The sequence below is a fragment of the Streptomyces sp. V3I8 genome, from assembly GCF_030817535.1.
GTDB lineage: Bacteria > Actinomycetota > Actinomycetes > Streptomycetales > Streptomycetaceae > Streptomyces.
This window is the reverse complement of record NZ_JAUSZL010000002.1, coordinates 42819-61701: the sequence shown is the minus strand read 5'-3', so window position 1 is coordinate 61701 and position 18883 is coordinate 42819. Positions and strand designations below refer to the sequence as shown.

Genomic DNA, 18883 nt, shown 5'->3' with positions numbered 1-18883 from the left:
CCGCACCCCTCCCCGCGCCGAAGGGCCGCCCCATGGCCCCGGCGCGCCCGGGCGGCTCTCCGCGCACCCGCATCGCCACCGCTTTCGAAGGACCCCCCATGACGGACCTGCACGACGAGCCCGCGTCGACCTCCCCTTCCCCCGGGACGGCAGACGTCACCGCCGGCGGAAGCGGCGCGAACGGCGCCGTGGACCCGCTGCCGCTCGGTGACCTGTTCGAGGCATGGGTGCGGCGCACACCGGACGCGCCGGCGGTGACCGACGGCCGGCGGACCTGGTCCTACCGGCAACTGGCGGAGCGGACCGGGCGCCTGGCCGCCGATCTCGTACGGCGCGGGGCCGGGCCGGAGCGGACGGTGGCACTGGTCCTGCCGCGCTCGCTGGAGCTGATCGCCGCCGAACTGGCCGTGGCCCGGGCGGGTGCCGCCTTCCTGCCCGTGGACCCCCGGTACCCGGACGAGAGGCGCGCGCTGATGCTGCAGGACGCGGCGCCCGCCGTCGTCCTCGACGATCCGGCCGGCCTGCGCACCGTCCTGGAGGCCGCCGAACCCGTTCCCGGGCCGGGCCCGCGGGTGGACGCCGACCAGGCCGCGTACGTCATCCACACCTCGGGCTCGACGGGAACGCCCAAAGGGGTGGTCGTCACCCACCGGGGCATCGCCGCCTTCACCGCGGCCGCCGCCGGACAGTACGCGGTGGGCCCGGGCGACCGGGTGCTGCAGTTCTCCTCGCCCAGCTTCGACGCCTCCGTGCTGGAGCTGTTCATCTCCGTCCTGTCCGGCGCCACCCTCGTGGTACCGCCCGACGGACCCTGGCTGGGCGACGAACTCGCCGCGGTGGTCGACGAGCACCGCATCACCCACGCACTGATCCCGCCGGCCGCCCTCGCCACCCTGCCCGACCCGGCGCGGATCGGCCCGGGCCGGCTGCGCACGCTGATCGTGGGGGCCGAGGCGTGCCCGGCGGAACTCGTGGACCGCTGGGCGCCGGGCCGCCGGATGATCAACTCCTACGGCCCCACCGAGACGACCATCGTCGCCTCCTGGACCGGACCGCTGTCCGCAGGCCGCGGCACACCGAGCATCGGCCGCCCCCTCACCGGCACCGAGACGCACGTACTGGACGCGTCCCTGCGGCCGGTACCCGCGGGGACCGACGGCGAACTGTACGTCGGCGGCGCCGGAGTGGCCCGCGGATACCTCGGCCGGCCCGGCCTCACCGCCGGACGCTTCGTCGCCAGCCCCTTCGGCCCGCCCGGCGCCCGGCTCTACCGCACGGGAGACCGGGCACGCCTGAACACGGACGGCGAACTGGAGTACCTGGGCCGGGCCGACCGCCAGGTCAAGGTGCGGGGCTTCCGTATCGAGCCCGGCGAGATCGAGGCGGCGCTGCGGTGCCACGGCGGCGTGCGCGACGCCGTCGTCGTGGTGCGCGAGGACGAGCCCGGACGGCGGCAACTCGTCGGCTACGTCACCCCGGCCGGCCCCGGACCCGGGCCGGACCCGGACGAGTTGCGGGCGGTCGCCGCCGCCGTACTGCCGTCGCACATGGTGCCGTCCGCCGTGGTCGTCCTGGACGCCCTGCCGCTCACCCCGCAGCACAAGATCGACCGGCGTGCCCTGCCCGCACCCGTGCGCGCGGCCGGTCCGGGACACGTGACGCCGCGCACCCCGCAGGAGCGGGTGCTCGCCGGCGTCTGGGCGGACGTCCTGGGGACCGGCACCGTCGGCGTCGAGGACGACTTCTTCGACCTGGGCGGCGACTCGATCCTCGCCGCCCGCGCCCTGGCCCGGATCCGCGAGGAACTCGGGGTCCGGCTGTCGATCCGGGACGTGTTCACCGCGCGTACCGTCGCCGCTCTGGCCCGGCTGCTCGGCGAACCGGCCTCCGCGGCACCCCCGGACCCGATCCCGGCCGTTCCCCGCGACCGGCCGCTTCCGCTCTCCAGCGCCCAACGGCGCCTGTGGTTCCTGGACGACCTCACCCCGGGCGGCACCGAGTACAACACCGGTCTGGCGCTGCGGCTGCGCGGCGAACTGGACACCGGGGCGCTGCGCCGTGCCCTGGACCGGCTGACGGCCCGCCACGACTCCCTGCGCACGACCTTCGCCACACAGGACGGCCAGGGCGTGCAGCGCGTCCACACGCACGGGCAACTGCCGCTGCGCACCGCCGACGTGACCCACCTGCCCGCCGCCCGGCGCGACGAGGCCGTCGAACGGCTGCTCACCGAGGAACTGGGCCGCTCCTTCGACCTGGCGGCCGGTCCGCTCACCCGCGCCCTGCTCGTCCGCCGCGGAAGCGACGACCAGGTGCTGCTGCTGGCCCAGCACCACATCGTCACCGACGGCTGGTCGGTGGGCGTCCTGACCCGTGACCTGACGGCGCTCTACCGGGCCGAGGCGTCCGGCACGGCGGACGGACTGCCCGCGCCCGGTACGCAGTATCCGGACTTCGCCGTGTGGGAGCGGCGGCAGCGCTCCGCGGACGGCGACGCGTCGGACCTGGCGTACTGGAAGCGGCACCTGACCGGCATGTCCCCGCTGGAACTGCCGACCGACCGGCCCCGGCCGGCGGTGCGCACCACCGGCGGCGAGGCCCACCGGCAGCACCTTCCCGCCGAGCTGGTCGCCCGGCTGCGGCACCTGGCCGGAGGCCGCGGCACGACCGTCTTCACCCTGTTCGCGGGGGCCGCCGCCGTGCTGTTCTCCCGGTACTCCGGGCAGCGGGACATCGCCTTCGGCACCGTCACCAACGGACGGGGACGCCGTGAACTGGAGGACGTGACCGGGTTCTTCGCCAACACCGTCGTACTGCGCGGCGACGTGGACGACCGGATGACCGTCGACCGGTTCGTGGAGAGCATGCGGGCCACGGTGCTGGACGCCTTCGCCCACGAATCCGTGCCGTTCGACCGGGTGGTGGAGGAGCTGGCGCCGACCCGCGACCCCAGCCGTACCCCGCTGGTGCAGGTGCTCGTGGTGCAGCAGACCGCCCTCGGCGACCCGCCGCAGGCCGGCGCCGTGCGCGTCGAGCCCCACCCGCTGCCCCGCCCGGCCGCCCGGTTCGACCTGGTGCTGGAGTTCCTGCCGCACGCCGACGGCGGCTGCGAGCTCACGGTCGAGTACAACACCGACCTGTTCGAGGCGCGGACGGTGGCACGGATGAGCCGCCATCTGCACCGGCTGCTGGAGGGCATGGCCGACGGACCGCACCGCACGGTGGGCGAACTGGCCCTGCTGTCCGAGGACGAACGGCACGCGGTACTGGAGCGGTGGAACCCGCGGCCCGGGAACGCCGGCCGCGCACCGGCCCGTACGCTGCCCGCGCTGTTCGAGGCGCAGGTGGCACGGACACCTGACCGGACCGCCGTGATGTGCGGACCCGAACGTCTGGACTACGCCGAGGTCAACCGGCGCGCCAACCGGTTCGCCCGGCTGCTGGCCGCCCGCGGGGCCGGCCCCGAGACGCTGGTGGCGCTGTGCCTGCCGCGCACGGCGGACCTGCTGCCGGTGCTGTGGGGCGTACTGAAAGCGGGCGCGGGCTACCTCCCGGTGGACCCCGGTTACCCGGTCGAGCGCGTGCGCCTCATGCTCGACGACGCCGCGCCCGCCCTCGTCGTCGCCACCCGCGGGACCGCCGGGGCGCTGCCCGCGGACTGCGCCCCGCTGCTCCTGGAGGACTGCCTCGCGCAGGAGGCCACCGCCGACAGTGATCTCACCGACGCCGACCGGGTGCGGCCCCTGCACCCGGAGCATCCCGCCTACGTCATCTACACCTCGGGCTCGACCGGCCGCCCCAAGGGCGTCGTGATCACCCATCGCAGTGTCGCGGCGCTCGCGCAGTGGGCGGCGGAGCACTTCGGCCCGCAGGGGCTGGCCCATGTGGTGGCCTCCACCTCGCTCAACTTCGACGTGTCGGTCTTCGAGATGCTCTGCCCCCTGCTCGTGGGCGGCGGCGTCGAGGTGGTTGCCGACCTCGTGGCCCTCGCCGACACCACGCAGACCCGGCGGGCCGGACTCGTCAGCGGCGTGCCGTCGGTGATCTCCCGGATGCTCGCCGAGGGCGGCGCGCCCGTGGCGGCGGACACCGTCGTGCTGGCCGGCGAGGCGCTCTCGGCGCAGACCGTGCAGGACCTGCGGCGGGCCGTGCCGGGCTGCGCCATCGCCAACATCTACGGCCCGACCGAGGCCACGGTCTACGCCACCGCCTGGTTCGCCGGCGGCACGGCACCGGACCAGGCCCCGCCGATCGGCAGGCCCGTGGCCCGTACCCGGGCCTATGTCCTGGACCGCCTGCTGTGCCCCCAGCCGCCGGGCGTGACGGGGGAGCTGTACCTGGGCGGCGGGGGCCTGGCACGCGGATACCTGGGGCGCCCCGGGCTGACCGCGTCCCGGTTCGTCGCCGACCCCTTCGGTGCGCCGGGGGACCGCATGTACCGCACCGGGGACCTGGTGCGGTGGAGCGCCGACGGCGAACTGGAGTACCTGGGCCGCACCGACCAGCAGGTCAAGGTACGCGGCTTCCGCATCGAACTGGGCGAGGTGGAGGAGGCCCTGCGCCGTCTGGACGGGGTGGCGGAGGCGGCGGCCACCGTCCGGGAGAGCGAGGGCCACCGCCGGCTGGTCGGCTACGTCGTTCCCGCCCCGGACGCGCGCGTCGAGGCGGAGGAGGTGCGCCGGACCCTCGGCCGCACCCTGCCCGACCACATGGTGCCGACGGCCGTCATGGTCCTGGCCGGCCTGCCCCTCAACCTCAACGGCAAACTGGACCGCGGCCGCCTCCCGGACCCCGGCCCCCTGCGCAGCGGTACGCACCGCGTGGCCCCGCGCACGCCCACCGAGCGCATCCTCGTCGCCGTCTGGGCGGACATCCTGCGCGTGGACCGCATCGGGGTGGACGACAACTTCTTCATGCTGGGCGGCGACTCCATCCTCAGCATCCAGGTGGTGGCCCAGGCCCGGCAGGCGGGCCTCACGCTGACCTCACGGGACGTCTACCGCCACCAGACGATCGCGGCCCTCGCCCGCTGCGCCGACGCGGCCGTCGGCCGCGGGCCCGCCGCCCCGGCCGCGGTACCCGCCACCGGCGCCGCGCCGCTGACGCCGATCCAGCGCTGGCTGTTCGACACCGCGGGCGAACGCGCGGGCCGCTTCGCCCAGACCCTGTCGTTCCACGTCCCCGACGACCTGGACCCGGCGGCGCTGGAGGACGCCCTCAACGACCTCGTCACCCACCACGACGCGCTGCGCTCGCGGTTCCTCGGCGCAGGGACCGGCGACACCGGAGGGACCGGCGACACCGGAGAGACCGACGACGGGACGGACGGCCGGGGCACGGACGCGGAGCCCGCCGCCTGGCTCATCGAGGACCTTTCACCCCGGCTGCACCTGGCCCACCACGCCGGCCCGGACACCGACACCCCCCACCACGGCGCCTTCGACCTGCGCCACGGCCCGCTGCTGCGCGCGGTACTGCACGACCGCGGCCCCGGCCTGCCCCGCGTGCTGCACCTGGCCGTCCACCACCTGGTCGTCGACGGCGTGTCCTGGCGCGTGCTCCTGGAGGACCTCGACCGCGCCTACCTCGCCCGCCGGGAAGGCGCGGACGGACAGGCCGCGCTGCCCCCGAAGTCCTCGCCGCTGCGGCACTGGTCCAAGCGTCTGTCGGCGTACGCCGCGGACGGCGGCTTCGACGACGAGGCCGCGTACTGGACCGGCGCCGTCGCCGGCGCCCGGGCGGACCTGCCCACCGACGGCGACGGCACCCGCACCTACGCCTCCGCGCGCCAGGTGACCGTCCGGCTCACGCCCGAGGACACCACCGCCCTGCTGCGCACCCTGCCGGACACCTACCGCACCCAGGTCAACGACGTGCTGCTGAGCGCGCTCGGCCGGGTGCTGTGCGCGTGGAGCGGACACGAGCGGGTGCTGGTGGACGTGGAGGGGCACGGCCGCGAGGACCTGTTCGCCGACGTGGACACCAGCCGTACCGTCGGCTGGTTCACCACCCGCCACCCGGTCGCCCTCGCCGTCCCGCCCGACGCCCCCTGGGACGTCGTGCTCAAGCAGGTCAAGGAGCAACTGCGGGCGGTGCCCCGGCACGGCCTCGGGCACGACGTCCTGCGCCACCACACCCGCCCCGGGATTCCGCCCGAGGCACCGCGGGCCCAGATCAGCTTCAACTACCTGGGCAGGTTCGGGCTCCCGGACACCGCCGGGGGCCTGTACGCGGGCCCGTTCCGCACCCTGGAACTGGACGCCGACCCCGAGGCCCCGCGCCCCCACCCGCTGGAGGTGGTGGGCCGGCTCGACGGCGACGCCCTGGAGTTCACCTGGTTCCACTCCGAGGGCCTGCACACCAGGAGGACCGTCGACGGCCTGGCCGCACGCTTCGCCGACGCGCTGGCCGCCATCGCACGGCACGCCGGCCGGACCGGCAGCGGCGGACGCACCCCCTCGGACTTCCCCCTGGCCCGGCTCGACCAGCCGGCCGTGGACCGGATCGTCGGGGACGACCCGGGCGCGGTGGAGGACATCCACCCGCTCACCCCCACCCAGGCCGGCATGCTCTTCCACGGGCTCTCCGAGGACGACCGGGGCGTCTACTTCCAGCAACTGACCTTCGACCTCGACGGGGTGCCCGACCCGGCCGAGCTCGCGGCGGCCTGGCAGCGCGTCACGGACCACACGCCCGTGCTGCGTGGCCACGTCGTCTGGCAGGACGTCCCCGAACCGCTGATGGTGGTGCGGCGCCACGCGACCCTGCCCGTGACCCACCTGGACTGGCGCGGCCTGGCCGAGGAGGAGCGCGGGAACCGGCTGCGGGACCTGCTCGACCGGGACCGGGCGCAGGGCATCGACCTGGACCGGGCCCCGCTCCAGCGGCTGGCGCTCGCCCGGATCTCCGACACCGGCGTACGCGTGGTGTGGTCGTTCCACCACCTCGTCCTGGACGGCTGGAGCCTGTTCCAGGTGCTGTCCGACGTCTTCACCGGACATGCCACCGCCGGACGGGAACCACTGCCCGACCGGCGGCCCTTCCGCGACTACGTGGCCTGGCTGCGCGACCGCGACGGCGCTCAGGCCGGCCGGCACTGGCACCGCCGCCTGGCCGGCCTGAGCGAGACCACCGCGCTGCCGTACGACCGGGAACCGCGCGAGAGCCACCGCGCCGAATCCACCGCGGCGGTACGCGGCGCCGTGGACGCGGCCACCACCCGGGCCCTGGAGGAGCTGGCCAGGACGGCCGGGCTGACCGTCAACACCCTCGTGCAGGGCGCCTGGGCGCTGCTGCTGAGCCGGCAGGCCCGCCGGGACGACGTCGTGTTCGGCACGACCGTGTCCGGACGGCCCCCCGAGCTGCCGGGCGCCGAGACCATGACGGGACTCTTCATCACGACCCTGCCCACCCGGGTGACGGTGCCGCACGACAGGCCCCTGCTCGACTGGCTGCGCGACCTCCAGCAGGAGCAGAGCGAGGACCGCCGCCACGACCACGTACCGCTCACCCGGATGAAGGGGTTCACCGAACTCCCCGAACGCGCCGCCCTGTTCGACAGCATCGTCGTCTTCGAGAACTACCCGGTCGACGACGGCCCGGCCGCCGCGCACGGACTGCGGCTGAGCGCCCTGGACGGCATCGAGACCACCAACTACCCGCTGAGCCTGGTGGCCTACCCGGGCACCGAACTCGGCCTGCGGCTCGGCTACGACCCGCGGCTGTTCGACGCGGACACCGTCGCACGCATGGTCGAACACCTCACCGTCCTGCTGGCGAACATGGCCGCCACGCCCCAGCGGCCGCCCGCCCGGCTGCCGTTGCTCACGGCCGCCCGCCGCCGTCAGGTGGTCGAGGAGTGGAACGACACGGCCACCGGCACGTCCGAGGCCACCGTGGCGGAGCTGTTCGCCGCACAAGTGCGCCGCACCCCGCACGCCGTGGCCCTGGAGACGGAGGAGGAGCGGCTCACCTACCGGGAACTCGACGCCCGGGCCGCCCGGCTGGCCGGCCGGCTCGCCGCGCTCGGTGTGGCGCCCGAGGTCCCGGTGGGCGTGCTGATGGACCGCTCGGCCGGCCTCGTGGTCGTCCAGCTCGCCCTGGTCCGCACCGGCGGCGTGTACGTACCGCTGGACGGCAGGGCACCGCACGAGCGGCTGCGCCGGATGCTCACCGAGGCGGGCGCGCGGCTGCTGCTCACCGACGCCGGCCGGCAGGGCGCGGCGGACGAGGCACTGCCCGACGGGACCGTGCTGCGCGTGGACGGCCTCCTCGCGGCCGACGGCCCGGCCGCGGCCGGCGAGGACGCCCGCTTCCACGACGGAGAGACCGCCCGCTTCCGGGAGCTCCACCCGGACAACGTCCAGTACCTGATGTTCACGTCCGGCTCCACCGGCACCCCCAAGGGCGTCGCGGTACGCCAGCGGGACGTCGCCGCGCTCGCCCTCGACGGCGCCTTCGCCGGGCACGACCGGGTCCTCGTGCACTCCCCGCACGCCTTCGACGCCGCCACCTACGAGGTGTGGGTGCCGCTGCTGCGCGGCGGGACGGCCGTGCTGGCCCCGGCGGCCGACGTGGACGCCGCCGTCGTCCGCCGCGCGATCACCGAGCGGGGGGTGCGCTGCCTGTGGCTGACCGCGGGTCTGTTCCGGCTGCTCGCCCAGGAGGATCCCACCTGCCTGCGCGGCGCCCGCGAGGTGTGGACCGGCGGCGAGGCCGTGCCGGGCGCGGTGGTGGGCCGCGTGCTCGACGCCTGCCCCGGCCTCACCGTCGTCGACGGCTACGGACCGACCGAGACCACCACCTTCGCGACCCGGCGGGTCTTCAGGGCCGGTGACCCGCTGCCGCCGGTGCTGCCCATCGGACGGCCGCTCGACAACACGCGCGTGTACGTGCTGGACGACGCCCTCCAGCCGCAACCACCCGGCATACCGGGGGAGCTGTACGTCGCGGGCGCCGGACTGGCCCGTGGCTACACCGGGCGGCCCGGTGCGACCGCCGCCCGCTACCGGGCCGATCCGTTCGGCCCGCCCGGCGGACGGATGTACCGCACCGGAGACATCGTGCGCTGGAGCGCGGACGGTGAACTGCACTTCGTGGGACGCGCGGACGACCAGGTCAAGATCCGCGGGTTCCGCGTCGAACCCACCGAGATCGAGGCACGGCTGACCGCCCACCCGGACGTGGCCGAGGCGGTGGTCTCGGTGTACGAGCACTCCGGACGCAAGCGGCTGGCCGCCCACCTGGTGCCCGTGTCCCCGCCCACCGTGCCCTCCGCGAGCGAGCTGCGCGCCCACGTCGTGGCCGAACTGCCCGACTACATGGTGCCCGCCGCCTTCGTCACCGTGGCCGAACTGCCCCTGACGGCCAACGGCAAGGTGGACCGGCGCCGGCTGCCCGCACCCGACTGGACGGCGGCCGGTGACGACGCGTACCGCGCGCCGCGCACCGAGGCCGAGCGCACCCTCGCCGGGATCTGGGCGGAGCTGCTCGCAGTGGAACGGGTCGGCGCCGACGCCAACTTCTTCATGCTCGGCGGCGACTCGATCCTCAGTATCCAGGTCGTCTCCCGCGCCCGTGCCGCCGGACTCGCGCTCACCCCGCGGGACCTGTTCCGGCACCCGACGGTCGCCGCTCTGGCCGCCGCCGCGGACACCGGCGGCGCCCCGCCCGTCGCGGGGACCGGCCCGGTGAGCGGCGAGGTGCCGCTCACGCCGGTCCAGCACTGGTTCCTCGACCCCGGGCCGCGACGGCCGGAGTTCTTCAACCAGTCCGTCGTCGTGGAGACGCCCGGCGACGTCGACCCGGCGGCCCTGCGCCGCGCCCTGGCGGCCCTGTACGCCCACCACGACGCCCTGCGCTGCCGTTTCGTCCGGTCCGCCGACGGTTCCTGGCACCAGGAGTGCCCGGGAGCGGACGAGGAGCCCCCCGAGCTGCTGGAGGTCGACGACCTGAGCGGGCTCGGGGAGGCGGCGGCCGAGGAGACCGAAGCCCGTGCGACGGCCGAGGCGCACGCCTCCTTCCGCCTCGCGGACGGACCCCTGCTGACGGCCCGCCTGTTCACCGGGGCCACCGGTTCCACCGGTCCCGCGGACGGAACCCGGACCGCCCGGCTGCTCCTGGTCGTGCACCACCTGGTCGTCGACGGCGTCTCGTGGCGCGTCCTGCTGGAAGACCTCGAGACCGCCTACGGACAGGCCCGTGCCGGGGAGCCCGTACGCCTGCCGGAGCGGACCACCTCCGTGCGGGAGTGGGCGCGGCGCCTGCACGCGCACACCGCGGCGGGCGGTTTCGCCGCGCAGCGCGAGCACTGGGAGACGGTGGCCCGGCACTGCGCCGCGCCCCTGCCGCTGGACGGCGACGGCGGCAACACCATGGCCGACGTGGACGCGGTGACCGTACGACTGGACCGGCGCCGCACCGACGCCCTGCTGCGGAAGGTGCCCGGCACCTACCGCACGCGCGTCGACGACGTCCTGCTGACCGCCCTCGGCCGGGTGCTCGCCGGGTGGACCGGACGGCGGACCGTCACCGTCGGCCTGGAGGGCCACGGCCGCGAGGACCAGCTCTTCGACGACGTGGACCTGTCCCGTACGGTCGGCTGGTTCACCACCCTGTTCCCCGTTGCCCTCGCTCTGCCGGACGGGGACTGGGGCACCGCCCTGAAGTCCGTCAAGGAGCAGCTGCGGGCCGTGCCCGGACGGGGCCTGGGCCACGGCGCCCTGCGCCACCTCGCGGGGGACGGGCGGCTCGCCGACGCGCCGATGCCCGGCGTCAGCTTCAACTACCTGGGCCGCTTCGACTGGTCCGCCCGGGGCGGCGCGCTGGTGCGTTCCGTGCCGGGCGGCCTGGGCGGCGCCGAGGCGCCCGGGTCGGTGCGTCCGCACCTGCTCGACGTGGTCGCCCGCGTCGAGGACGGCGAGCTGGAGATCACCTGGCACCACAGCCGCGACCTGCACCGGCGGGAGACCGTGGCCGGCCTCGCGGCGGGCATGCTGCGGGCACTGGAGGACGTCGTCGCCCACTGCGCCGACCCGGCGGCGGGAGGCCGTACGCCGTCGGACTTCCCGCTGGTCCGGATCGACCAGACGGCCGTGGACCGGGTCGTGGGCGACGGCCGTGCGGTCGAGGACCTGTGCCCGCTGACGCCGATGCAGGCGGGCATGCTGTTCCACAGCCTCCTGGATCCCGACAGCCGCACCTACGTCAACCAGGTGCAGCTGGTGCTGTCCGGCGTCACCGACCCGCAGGCCCTGGCCGAGGCGTGGCAGCGGACGGTGGACGCCAACGCGATGCTGCGCGCCCGCCCGGTGTGGCAGGAGACCGCCGAGCCGATACAGGCCGTGCGGCGACGGGCGACCGTGCCCGTCACCCACCACGACTGGTCCGGACGGTCCGCCGGGCGGTGCGAGAGGGAGCTCGCCCGGCTGGTCGAGGAGGACCGGCAGGCCGGCATCGACCTGGAGAGCGCCCCGCTGATGCGTCTGGCCCTGATCCGGCTCTCGCCCGGACGGGTGCGGATGCTCTGGACGTTCCACCACCTGCTGCTCGACGGGTGGAGCGCGGCCCAGGTCTTCGACGAGGTGTGCGAGCGGTACGCGGCGCTCACCGCCGGGCGCCCCGCCGAGGTTCCCGTCCGCGCCCCCTACCGCGACTACCTGGACTGGCTCACCCGGCAGGACACCGAGCGGGCGAAGGCGTACTGGCGCGAGACCCTGGCCGGTTTCCCCGCCGCCACCGCGCTGCCGCGCGACCGGCGGCCCGCCGAGGCGCACCGCACCGCGTCCTCGGGGTCGGTCCGGGTGACGCTCGACGCCGAAGTGTCGGCGCGGCTGCGGGAGACGGCGCAGGCGGCCGGTCTGACCGTGAACACCGTCCTGCAGGGCGCCTGGGCGCTGCTGCTGTCCCGCTACGGCGGCGGGGACGACGTGGTGTTCGGCACCACCGTCTCCGGCCGTCCCGCCGACCTGCCGGGCGTGACCTCCATGGTCGGCCTGTTCATCAACACCCTGCCCACCCGGGTGCGCGTCGACGGACGGCGCCGGCTGCCGGAGTGGCTGGGCGAGCTGCAGGCCGCCCAGTCGGAGTCCAGGCGCCACGACGTCGTCTCCCTCGCCGAACTCCAGACCTGGAGCGAGATACCGGGCGGCACATCCCTGTTCGACAGCATCGTGGTCTTCGAGAACTATCCGTTCGACGCGGACGCCCTGGCCCGGCACGGCCTGGCCATGGAGCAGGAACGGGACGTGGAGCCGACCAACTACCCGCTCAGCGTGGTGGTCGCGCCCGGCGACACCCTGACGGTCACCCTGGACTACGATCCCGCCGCCTTCGACGCGGCCACCGTCGACGGCATCGGCGCGAGCCTGCGCACACTGCTGACCGGGATGGCCACCGACCCGGACCGCACTCTGGACGACCTGCCGCTGGTGTCCGCCCAGGAGGGCCGCCGGCTGCTGGACCGCTTCGGCGGCCCGGTGAGCGCGGCCCCGTACCGGACCCTGCCCGACGCGTTCGGCGTCCAGGCCGCGCGCACCCCGCACGCCCCGGCCGTCCTCGGCGCCGACGGGGAACAGCTCACCCACCGTCGGCTCGACGAGCGCGCCAACCGACTGGCGCGGCTGCTCATCGAGGCCGGGGCCGGACCCGAACGGTTCGTCGCGCTCGCCCTGCCGCGCACCCCGGACCTGATCGTGGCGCTGCTGGCGGTCCTCAAGAGCGGCGCCGCCTACCTGCCCGTCGACCCGGGGTACCCGGCCGAGCGCATCGCGTTCCTCTTCGACGACGTACGGCCCGAAGCGGTCGTCACCTGCGCGGAGACGGGCGGGCGGCTGCCGGACGGGCCGTTCACCCGGATCGCCCTCGACGACCCCGCCTGCGCCGCACGCCTGGCCGCCCTGTCCGGCGAGGCCGTCACCGACGACGAACGGCGCGCAACGCTACTGCCGGACCACCCCGCCTACGTCATCCACACCTCCGGCTCGACCGGCCGGCCCAAGGGCGTCGTCGTCGCCCAGTCATCGGTGCTGGCCCTGACCGACTGGGCCGCCGCCGAGTTCGGCGGACGCGCTCTGGAGCACGTGGTGGCCTCCACCTCGCTCAACTTCGACGTGTCCGTGTTCGAGATCTTCTCGCCGCTGCTGGCGGGCGGCCGGATCGAGATCGTCCGTGACCTGCTGGCCCTCGCCGAGCGCGCGGAGCCCTGGCGGGCGGGACTGCTCAGCGCGGTGCCCTCCGCGCTGGGGCGGCTGCTGGCGGAGGACACCGTCCGCGTCCACGCCGACACCGTGGTCCTCGCCGGGGAGGCGCTGCCGGCACAGACCGTGCGCCGGGTCCGCTCGGCGGTTCCCGGCGCACGGGTGATGAACATCTACGGCCCCACCGAGGCCACCGTCTACGCGACCGCCTTCACCTGCGACCCGGCCGAACCCGACCGCGTCCCGCCCATCGGCAGGCCCGTCGGCGGAGCCCGCGCCTACGTCCTGGACGCCCGGCTGCGCCCGGTGCCCGCCGGTGTGCCGGGCGAGCTGTACCTGGCCGGGACCGGGGTCGCCCGCGGCTACCTGAACCGGCCGGGACTGACCGCGTCCCGCTTCCCGGCCGACCCGTTCGGCCCGCCCGGCGGCCGCATGTACCGTACCGGCGACCTCGTACGGTGGACGGCCGACGGCGAACTGGTGTACCTCGGCCGCTCGGACGACCAGGTGAAGGTCCGCGGCTTCCGCATCGAACCCGGCGAGGTCGAGGCCGCGCTGACCCGCCACCCCCGGGTGTCCGCGGCGGCCGCCCGCGTGGTCGAGCACGACGGCCACAAACGCCTGGTGGCGTACGCGGTCCCCGACGGCGGCCCCGGCCTGCCCGACCCCGCCGACCTGCGGGCCTTCCTCGCGCGTACGCTCCCCGACCACCTCGTCCCCGCGCTCCTCGTACCGCTGGAGCGGCTGCCGCTCGGGGCCACCGGCAAGCTCGACCGGCGCGCGCTGCCCGACCCCGTGTGGTCGGCGTCCCGCGGAACCGGTGACCGCCCGCCGCGCACCGAGGCCGAGAAGACGCTCGCCGCGATCTGGTCCGAGGTGCTGGGCGTGCCCGAAGTGGGCGCGCGGGACAACTACTTCGCACTCGGCGGCGACTCCGTCCTCGGCATCCAGATCGTTTCCGCCGCCCGCCGGGCCGGTCTCGCCCTGACCCCCCGGCACCTGTTCCGCCACCAGACCGTCGCCGAACTGGCCGCCGCGGCCGAGGACCCGGCGGCTCCGCGGACCGTGGCGGAGCAGGGTCCGGTCGTCGGGGAGGTGCCGCTGACCCCCGTCCAGCACTGGCTGCTCGACACCCTCACCGGCGACCCCGCCCACCTCACCCAGACGGTCTCCTTCCACCTGGCCGCCGACACCGACGAGAGCCTGCTGCGAGCCGCCCTGGCCGCCGTCCTGGAGCACCACGACGCCCTGCGCCTGCGCTTCGAGCCGTCCGGCGACGGACGGTGGCGGCAGCACGGCACCGCACCGGGACAGGAGCCGCACCTGGAGGTGCACGACCTCCCGGACGACCACGGCGAGGCGGTACGGGAACTCGCCGCCCGTCTGTCCGCCGGGTTCGACCTCGCCGAGGGCCCCCTGCTCCGGGCCGCCCTGTGCCGCACCGGCGACGACCGGCGGCCGGTCCTGCTGCTCGCCGCCCACCACCTGGTCGTGGACGCGGTGTCCTGGCGCGTGATCCTGGAGGACCTGGACACCGCCCACCGGGCACTGCGCGCCGGCGAACGGGCCGGCCTCGGCGCGAAGAGCACCTCCTTCCGGGCATGGGCGCGGCGGCTGGCCGCCCACACCGCGTCCGGCGGCTTCGACGGCGAGCTCACCCACTGGCGGTCCCTGTCCGCCGACGCCACCCCCCTGCCGGCCGACCTCACCGGCGCCAACAGCGCCGCCTGCGAGGAGACGGTGACGGCGGGCCTGGACGCCGAGGACACCCGCCGGCTCCTCCAGGACGTGCCGGACGTCTACCGCACCCGCGTCAACGACGTCCTGCTGTGCGCCCTGGGCCGGGTGCTGGGCCGCTGGACCGGACGTGACCGGGTCATGGTGGCGCTGGAGGGCCACGGCCGCGAGGAACTCTTCGACGACGTCGACCTGGCCCGGACCGTCGGCTGGTTCACCACCCTGTTCCCCGTCGCGCTGGACGTGCCCCGGGACGCCGGCACCGGGACGGTGCTGAAGTCCGTCAAGGAGAGCCTGCGGGCCGTGCCGGGCAACGGACTGGGCTACGGCGCCCTGCGCCACCTGCACCCCGACGGCGACCGGCTCGGCCTGCCGGACCTGCCGCAGATCGGCTTCAACTACCTCGGACAGCAGGACCGGACCACCACCGCGGACGGCCTCCTGCGCACGCCGTACGCCGGACTGACCGGCGGCATCGACCCCGCCGCGGACCGGCCGCACCTCCTCGACGTCCTCGGCCGGGTCACCGGCGGACAGCTGCGGTTCACCTGGTCGTACTCGCGCGAGGTGCACCGGCGGGACACGGTGGCCCGGCTGGCCGCCGAACTGGCCGCCGAACTGCGGCACATCGTGCGGCACTGCGCCGAACCCGGCGCCGGGGGCCGTACCCCGTCCGACTTCCCGCTGGCACCGCTGGACCAGCCGGCGGTGGACCGGCTGGTGGGCGCCGGCCGCGACATCGTGGACCTCTACCCGCTGACCCCCACCCAGACCGGCATGGTCGTGCACGGCCTGGACGAGCCGGGCCGGGGCATGTACGTCGAGCAGATCACCTTCGTCGTGGACGGGGCGCGCGACCCGCGCCTGCTCGCGGCCGCCTTCCAGCACGTGGTCGACCGCACGCCCGTCCTGCGTACCACCGTCGCCCTGCACGGTGTCCCCGTACCGCTCCAGGCCGTCCACCGCACCGCCGTGCTGCCGGTCACCGAACACGACTGGAGCGCCCTCACCCCCGACGCGCGGGACACGGCACTGGAGCGGCTGCTCGCCGAGGACAAGGCCCGCGCTCTGGCCCTGGACCGCGCCCCGCTGCTGCGCCTGGCCCTGATCCGGCTCGGCCCGGACCGGGTGCGGGTCATGTGGACCTTCCACCACGTCCTGCTGGACGGCTGGAGCGTCTTCCACGTCCTGGCCGACGTCATGGCCGCGCACGCGGCGTTCGCCCGGGGAGAGGAACCGCGGCTGCCGGAGCGCCGCCCGTTCGCCGACTACGCCGCCTGGCTCGCCGCCCGGGACACCGCACCGGCCGAGGAGCACTGGAGGAGCGCCCTCGCGGACCTCACCGCCCCCACCCCGCTGCCCTACGACCGCAGGCCCGTCCAGAGCTCCGCGGCCCGCTCCGACACCTGGCTGACCCAGTACCTGGGAACGGAGGAGACCAAGCGTCTCGAGGACTTCGCCCGCCGGGGCCGCCTGACCCTCAGCACCGTCGCGCAGGGTGCCTGGGCGCTGCTGCTGTCGCGCTGGAGCGGCGAACGCGAGGTGTGCTTCGGCACCACCGTCTCCGGACGGCCCGCCGACCTGCCCGGCGCCGACACCGTCACCGGCCTGTTCATCACCACCCTGCCCGCCCGGGTCACCGTGGACGGCGCCGCCGCCTGCGACGCCTGGCTGCGGGACACCCAGACCGTACGGGCCGAGGACCGCCGCTTCGACCACGTCCCGCTGACCGACCTCCAGGCGTGGAGCGGCCTGCCCGCCGGGACGCCGATGTTCGACAGCCTGCTGGTCTTCGAGAACTACCCGGTCGGCGACGCCACGGCCGGCGCCCACGGCGTCCACGTGACCGACCTCGACGCCCGGGAGGCCACCAACTACCCGCTCACCGTGGTCGTCTCGCCCGGCGAGCGGCTCGGCGTCGAACTCGGCTACGACCCGCGCCACTTCGACGCGGCCACGGCCCGCTCCCTGGCCGCCCAGCTCCTGCACACGCTCGGTGAACTGGCCACCGCCACGGACGCCGACCGCCTGGACGCCATCGACATCCTGCCGCCGGAGGAACGGGCCCGGCTGCTGCACGGCCCCGCCCGCCCGCAACTCGCCCCGGTGGCCCCGGCGACGCTGCCCGCCCTGATCGAGGCGGCGGTGGACCGCCTCCCCACGGCCACGGCACTGAGCGCGCCCGGCCTGTCCCTGTCCTTCGCGGAGGCGGAGGCACGGGCCAACCGCCTGGCGCACCGCCTCATCGCGCGCGGCGCGGGCCCCGGCACCCTCGTCGCCCTGCTCCTGCCGCGCTCGGCGGACATGGTCCTCGCCCAGCTGGCGGTCGCCAAGACCGGCGCCGCCTTCCTGCCGGTGGATCCCGACTACCCGCGGGAGCGGGTGGCGTTCATGCTGCGGGACGCGGCGCCCGCCGTCACCCTCGACACCGCCGAGGTCTCCGCCCTGCTCTCGGACGGGCAGGACGGACATGGCGGACGTGACGGGCAGGCTGGGCAGGAGGGGCAGGGCGCAGGCGTGGGCCCGGACGGCGCACCCAACCACCGGCCCACCGACGCCGACCGCCACCGCCCGCTGGACCTGGACGACCCGGCCTACGTCATCTACACCTCCGGCTCTACCGGCACCCCCAAGGGCGTGGTGGTCACCCACCGGGGCCTGGCGGGCTTCGCCGCCGCCGAGGCCGCGCACTACCGGGTGGCGCCGGGCGACCGGGTCCTGGCGTTCGCCACCCCCAGCTTCGACGCCTCGGTGCTGGAACTGTGCATGTCCCTGCCGCAGGGCGCCTCCCTGGTCGTCCCGCGGCCCGGACCACTGCTCGGCGCCGAACTGGCCGACGTACTGCGTGCCGAGCGCATCACTCACACCCTGCTGCCTCCGGCCGCGCTCGCCACCCTGCCGCCGGACACCCCCGGCACCCTGCCCGACCTCAAGACCCTGACGGTGGGCGCCGACGCGTGCGGCGCCGACCTGGTCGCCCGCTGGGCCCCGCACCACCGCCTGGTCAACTCCTACGGGCCGACCGAGGCCACCGTCGTCGCCACCTGGTCGGACCCCCTGGTGCCGGACGGCACCGCCCCGCCGATCGGCCGCCCGCTGCCCGCCACCGGGGCGTACGTCCTGGACGCCGGGCGGCGGCCGGTCCCCGACGGCGTGGCGGGCGAACTGTGGCTGAGCGGACCGGCGCTGGCCCGCGGCTACCTGGGCCGGCCCGGCCTGACCGCGGCCCGGTTCACCGCGGACCCGTTCGGGCCGCCCGGCGCCCGCATGTACCGCACCGGCGACCTCGTACGGCGCGACGCCCGCGGCGAACTGCACTACCTGGGCCGCACCGACCACCAGCTCAAACTGCGCGGCCACCGCATCGAGGCGGGCGAGGTCGAGGCCACGCTCGTACGCCATCCGGCCGTGCTGGACGCCGTGGTGGGTGTACGGGAGGACGAACCGGGTCCGCCGCGGCTGGTGGCCCACCTGCTGCGCGCACCCGGCGAGCAGACCCCCACCGCCGCGGAACTGCGGACGCTGGCCGCCGCGACCCTGCCGGGTCCCATGGTGCCCTCCGCGTACGTCGTCCTCGAGCGTTTCCCGCTCACCGAGAACGGCAAGACCGACCGGGCCGCCCTGCCCGCGCCCGCACCGGACGCGCCGCGGACGGCGGAGCGCGTCGCGCCCCGCACCCCCACCGAGGAGGTCCTGGCCGCCCTCTGGGAGGAGGCCCTGCACACCCCGGCCGGTGCCGAGGACGACTACTTCGACCTCGGCGGCGACTCCCTGCGCGCCCTGCTCATCTCCTCGCGGGCCAACGACGCCTTCGGCGTGGCCCTCACGCCCCGCGACGTCCTGGTCCACCGCACGGTCGCCGCCCTGGCGGAACTGGTGGAGGAACAGGTGCTCCGCGAACTCGAAGACGCCGCACGCGGCGACAGCGACCACGACGAACGGTGAGGACC

At 75.6% G+C, this 18883-nt stretch carries 1 protein-coding gene; it reads left to right on the top strand.

Annotated features, from left to right (window positions below):
• The first annotated feature begins 98 nt into the window (after positions 1 to 98).
• Complete coding sequence (locus QFZ75_RS00385) at positions 99 to 18878, top strand: non-ribosomal peptide synthetase (protein WP_307533116.1); 18780 nt, start codon at positions 99 to 101, stop codon at positions 18876 to 18878.
• The last annotated feature ends 5 nt before the right edge of the window (positions 18879 to 18883 follow it).

Excerpts from the sequence above, each read along its gene's own strand:
- QFZ75_RS00385 (WP_307533116.1), top strand. The coding sequence starts at position 99 with ATGACGGACCTGCACGACGAGCCCGCGTCGACCTCCCCTTCCCCCGGG.